We start from the raw sequence: 4396 nt of genomic DNA on the forward strand, positions 1-4396 counted from the left end.
CTCGGGGCGCTGGCGAACACCGCAGCGCTGCGCGACGGCGACGACTGGCTCGCCGACCTGCTCCAGCACCTGGACCGGATGCGCACCCTGCTCGTCGAGGGGCTGCCGGACGGCATCGGCCTGACGGTCCCGCAGGCGTCGTACCTGGCCTGGTTGTCGTTCCCAGACGAGCTGCCGGCAGCGCGGCTGCTGGCCGAGCAGCGGCTCGCGCTGTCCGAGGGCGCCGACTTCGGTCAGACCCACCACGCGCGGCTCAACTTCGGCACGACGGCCGAGGTGCTCGGCCTCGCCCTGGAGAAGCTGAAAGGCCCGCCCCTCGGGTGAGGGACGGGCCACTACTTCTTGCAGGGATTTCAGTCGTCCCAGGGTCCGTAGTCGTTCATCGTGTTCTCTTCTCTCGTACGCCGACGACGTCGCCGGCGAGGCTCTGTGGGGGTGCCCGGCGCAACGCTGCAGCCTGGGCGGAAGCGATCGTTCCCGCTCCTGGAGTGGTCCAACCGTGACCAGGGTATCGGCATTCCGCGTCAGCTCTTGAATATCGTGCCGGCATGACCTCGGTCTCCACCGTCCTCGGCAGCGTCGACAGCAGCGAGCTGGGCCGCACCTACATGCACGAGCACGTGTTCGTGCTCACCTCCGACGTCCAGCAGAACTGGCCGGACGAGTGGGACGAGGAGGAGCGGGTCGCCGACGCCGTCGCGAAGCTGACCGCTCTGGCCGGGCAGGGCGTGCGCACGATCGTCGACCCCACCGTGGTGGGGCTCGGGCGGTACCTGCCGCGCATCCGGCGCGTCAACGAGCAGGTGCCGCAGCTCCAGATCGTCGCGGCGACCGGCGTCTACACCTACGACGACGTCCCGTTCTTCTTCCACCACCGCGGGCCCGCGGTGTTCATGGACGAGCCGATGGTGGACCTGTTCGTCCGCGACCTGACGGAGGGCAACCACGGCGTCGTCGCCGGCATGCTCAAGTGCGCGATCGACGAGCCGGGGCTCACCCCAGGCGTGGAGCGGATCATGCGCGCCGTCGCCCAGGCGCACCAGCGGACGGGTGCTCCCATCACCGTGCACACCCACCCGGGCACGCGCACGGCGGAGCACGTGAAGCGGGTGATGGTCGACGAGGAGGGTGTCGACCCGACCGTGATCGTGCTGGGTCACAGCGGGGACACCCCCGACGTCGACTACCTGGAATCCCTTGCGCAGCAGGGCTTCACGCTCGGCATGGACCGCTTCGGCATCAATGTCGGCACGACGTTCGAGGCCCGCGCCGACACCCTGGTGGAGCTGTGCCGGCGCGGACTCGCCGACCGCATGGTGCTCTCGCAGGACGCGGCCTGCTACATCGACTGGATCGATCCGGCCGCGAAGGCGTTCACGCCGCAGTGGCACTACCTGCACCTCGCCGACGACGTCTTCCCCTACGTGCGCGAGAAGGGCGTCACCGAGGAGCAGCTCACGACGATGCTGGTGGACGTCCCCCGCCGCGTGTTCGAGCGCTGAAGCGGCCGTCGCGCTCCTCGACGACCAGGGACATGCCGAAGCACTCGGACATCCGCTCGGAGGTCAGCACCTCACACGCGCGGCCCTGCGCCAGCAGCCGGCCCTCGCTCATGAGCGCCGCGTGCGTCGTGGTCCGGGGGATCTCCTCGACGTGGTGCGTCACCAGGACGCTCGTGACGGAGAGGCCGTCGAGGGACGCCAGCAAGTGCTCGCGGGCAGGGAGATCGAGGCCGGCTGCGGGCTCGTCGAGCAGCAGCAGCTCGGGTGCTCGAACGAGAGCCCGCGCCAGCAGCGTACGACGTTGCTCGCCGTTGCTGAGCACGTCCCACGGCCGGTAGGCGAGCGACGAGATCCCCACGTCTGCAAGGGATCTGGCCACGGCGGCGTGATCGTCGGCACTCGGTGACCAGCGCAGCGGGAGGCCGTTCGTCCCGCTCAGGCCGGTCAGGACGACCTGCCCCGCCGTGAGCCGGCCCGACGGTCGGTGCCGGCCCGTGACCGCGCCGATCCGCGGCCACAGCTCCCGGAAGACGTCGACCCGTCCCAGTCGCTGCCCGAGCACGTCGACGGTGCCGGTGGTGGGGTGCTCACGGGCACCGGCGAGGGCCAGCAACGAGGTCTTGCCGCAGCCGTTGCGGCCGAGCAGCGCCCAGTGCTCCCCGCGCTGCACCGTCAGGTCAACCCCGCGCAGGATCTCGAGCCCCTCCCGACGCCAGGTGACGCCAGTGAGCTGCAGCGCGGTCACAGCAGGAAGGTACTGACGTAGGTGGTTCCGCCGCGTCTGGGCGCGGTCCATCCACCGATGTCGGTGTGCTCGCGGGGGGTGGCGCCGCAGCCACGTGCTGAGCTGGCGGGACATCGGTGGTTCCGCCGCGTCTGAGCGCGGTCGATCCACCGATGTCGGCGGCTGTCAGCCGGCGGCGGCGCCCGGAGCGGTCAGCGGACCACGCCGCGCAGCACGACCGCGGACGGGTGCTGCAGGACTGCCAGGTCCTCCCGTGGATCGGCGGGGTAGACGACCAGGTCGGCCTGCGCGCCCTCCTCGAGGCCCGTCCGGCCCAGCCACGGCCGGGCCGCCCAGGTGGCTGCCGACAGCGCCTGCCCCGCGGAGAGCCCTGCCCTCGCCAGCTCCAGCACCTCGTCGGCGACCCGGCCGTGGGCGAGCGACCCTCCCGCGTCCGTGCCGGTGTAGACCCGGATCCCGGCCTCGTGCGCCGCGGCGATCGTCGCGTACCGCCGCTCGTGCAGCTCCAGCATGTGCTGCGCGTAGCGCGGGAACTTCTCCGCCGCCGGCGCCGCGATGTCGGGGAACGTGGCGATGTTGATGAGCGTCGGCACGATCGCGACGTCGTGCTCGACGAAGAGCGGGATCGTCTGCGAGGTCAGCCCGGTGGCGTGCTCGATGCAGTCGATGCCCGCCTGCACGAGCGGAGCGAGGCAGTCCTCCCCGAAGCAGTGCGCCGTCACGCGGGCGCCGAGCTCGTGGGCGGCCGCGATCGCCTCGACGAGGACGTCGTCCGGCCAGCAGGGGGCCAGGTCGCCTGCGTCCCGGTCGATCCAGTCCCCGACCAGCTTGACCCAGCCGTCACCGCGCACCGCTTGCTGACGGACGGCCGCGACGAGCTGCTCCGGCTCCACCTCGTCGGCGAAGTCCCTGATGTAGCGCCGCGTCCTGGCGATGTGCCGCCCCGCCCGGACGAGCACCGGCAGGTCCTCGCGGTCGTCCACCCACCGGGTGTCCGCGGGCGAGCCCGCGTCCCGCAGCAGCAGCGCACCCGCGTCCCGGTCCGTCAGCGCCTGCTGCTCGGCGACGTCGACGGGCACCTCGCCGTGCGGGCCCAGCCCGATGTGGCAGTGGGCGTCGACGAGTCCCGGCAGCACCCAGCCCTCGAGCACCCCGTCGACCGCTCCTGCCGGCTGCTCGAACGTGAGCCGGTCCCCCACGACCCAGGCCTCGGACCGGACGTCCTCCGGACCGACCAGCACGGGGCCGCGCAGCTGCAGCGTCATGCGCCTACCCAATCACTTGACAACCCGCCGCTCTTGCTCAACCATTTGGTTTATCAACTGAGGAGTTGAGCATGGATCCGCTGAGCTCGGTGTTCGCCGCTCTCGCCGACCCGACCCGCCGCGCCATCCTGGAGCGGCTGGCCGAGGGCGAGGCGACGGTCAACGCGCTCGCCGAGCCGTTCGCGATGAGCCTGCAGGCGGTCTCGAAGCACCTCAAGGTGCTCGAGGCGGCCGGCCTCATCAGCCGCGGCAAGGACGCGCAATACCGGCCGGCCCGCATCAACGGCGAGCGGCTCGGGACGGCAGCGGCCTGGCTCGACGACTACCGCGTGTTCTGGGAGGGGTCGTTCGACCGCCTCGACGCCCACCTGAAGTCCCTCATCCCCAAGGAGAAGAAGCCATGACCGACGACAGCGAGCGCGGCTACACCATCGTCCGCACCTTCGACGCCCCGCAGGACCTGGTGTGGCAGTGCCTCACCACGCCGGAGCACTTCGCGGTCTGGTACGGCGGTCACGACGGCCAGATGAAGGACATGGTCGTCGACGCCCGCGTCGGCGGTGAGTGGGGCGGCACCATGGTTCTTCCGAACGGCTACTCGATGCGCTGGGCCGGCGAGTTCAAGGAGGTCGACCCGACCTCGCACTTGGTGCTCGCCTTCACGCTGCCCGACGAGGCGCCGGCCGGTGAGTACGACCTGTTCCACTTCGACCTCGTCGAGCGGGACGGCAAGACCGAGCTGACCCTGCGGCAGAGCGGCGGCCACCTCACCGACGAGCAGTACGTCGAGGCCCGGACCGGCACGAACAGCTTCCTCGACGTCCTCGAGGAGCACCTCGCCACCTTGCGCTAGGGCAGCTCCCGGTGCGCCTCAGCGACGAGCC

The 4396-nt window shown here is 71.2% G+C and carries 5 protein-coding genes and 1 pseudogene; 4 read left to right on the plus strand and 2 right to left on the minus strand.

From position 1 onward, the window contains the following. Positions 1 to 324 (plus strand): annotated as a pseudogene (locus tag JF597_RS51280) (hypothetical protein); the annotation flags it as partial. A 224-nt stretch (positions 325 to 548) separates the two neighbouring features. Further along, positions 549 to 1502 (plus strand): phosphotriesterase-related protein, encoded by a 954-nt coding sequence (locus JF597_RS51285; protein ID WP_294013429.1) that lies wholly within the window; start codon positions 549 to 551, stop codon positions 1500 to 1502. Here JF597_RS51285 and JF597_RS51290 read toward each other — a convergent pair. Together JF597_RS51290 and JF597_RS51295 are read right to left on the minus strand one after the other, a co-directional pair. Further along, positions 1456 to 2247 carry an ATP-binding cassette domain-containing protein gene (locus JF597_RS51290; protein WP_294013432.1) on the minus strand — a complete coding sequence of 264 codons (792 nt, stop codon included), beginning with the start codon at positions 2245 to 2247 and terminating at the stop codon, positions 1456 to 1458. The two genes, JF597_RS51285 and JF597_RS51290, sit on opposite strands and share 47 nt — an antisense overlap. A gap of 191 nt (positions 2248 to 2438) precedes the next feature. After that, positions 2439 to 3512, minus strand: coding sequence for an amidohydrolase family protein (locus JF597_RS51295; protein ID WP_294013435.1), 1074 nt, complete (start codon positions 3510 to 3512; stop codon positions 2439 to 2441). A gap of 71 nt (positions 3513 to 3583) precedes the next feature. On the opposite strand from JF597_RS51295, the gene JF597_RS51300 reads away from it, so the two are divergent. Further along, the gene (locus JF597_RS51300; protein ID WP_294013438.1) at positions 3584 to 3916 is read left to right on the plus strand and encodes a metalloregulator ArsR/SmtB family transcription factor; all 333 of its coding nucleotides are present in this window, start codon (positions 3584 to 3586) and stop codon (positions 3914 to 3916) included. After that, positions 3913 to 4365, plus strand: a complete 453-nt coding sequence (locus JF597_RS51305; RefSeq protein WP_294013441.1) for an SRPBCC domain-containing protein — start codon at positions 3913 to 3915, stop codon at positions 4363 to 4365. The genes JF597_RS51300 and JF597_RS51305 overlap by 4 nt, the downstream gene beginning before the upstream one ends. Positions 4366 to 4396: the final 31 nt, after the last annotated feature.

Origin of the sequence: Streptomyces sp., from assembly GCF_019510245.1 — a bacterium.
Taxonomy (GTDB): domain Bacteria; phylum Actinomycetota; class Actinomycetes; order Streptomycetales; family Streptomycetaceae; genus Streptomyces.

Bases quoted from the DNA above. Each gene is read 5' to 3' on its own strand.
- JF597_RS51285 (WP_294013429.1), top strand. From the start codon at position 549: ATGACCTCGGTCTCCACCGTCCTCGGCAGCGTCGACAGCAGCGAGCTG.
- JF597_RS51295 (WP_294013435.1), bottom strand. From the start codon at position 3,512: ATGACGCTGCAGCTGCGCGGCCCCGTGCTGGTCGGTCCGGAGGACGTC.
- JF597_RS51300 (WP_294013438.1), top strand. From the start codon at position 3,584: ATGGATCCGCTGAGCTCGGTGTTCGCCGCTCTCGCCGACCCGACCCGC.
- JF597_RS51305 (WP_294013441.1), top strand. From the start codon at position 3,913: ATGACCGACGACAGCGAGCGCGGCTACACCATCGTCCGCACCTTCGAC.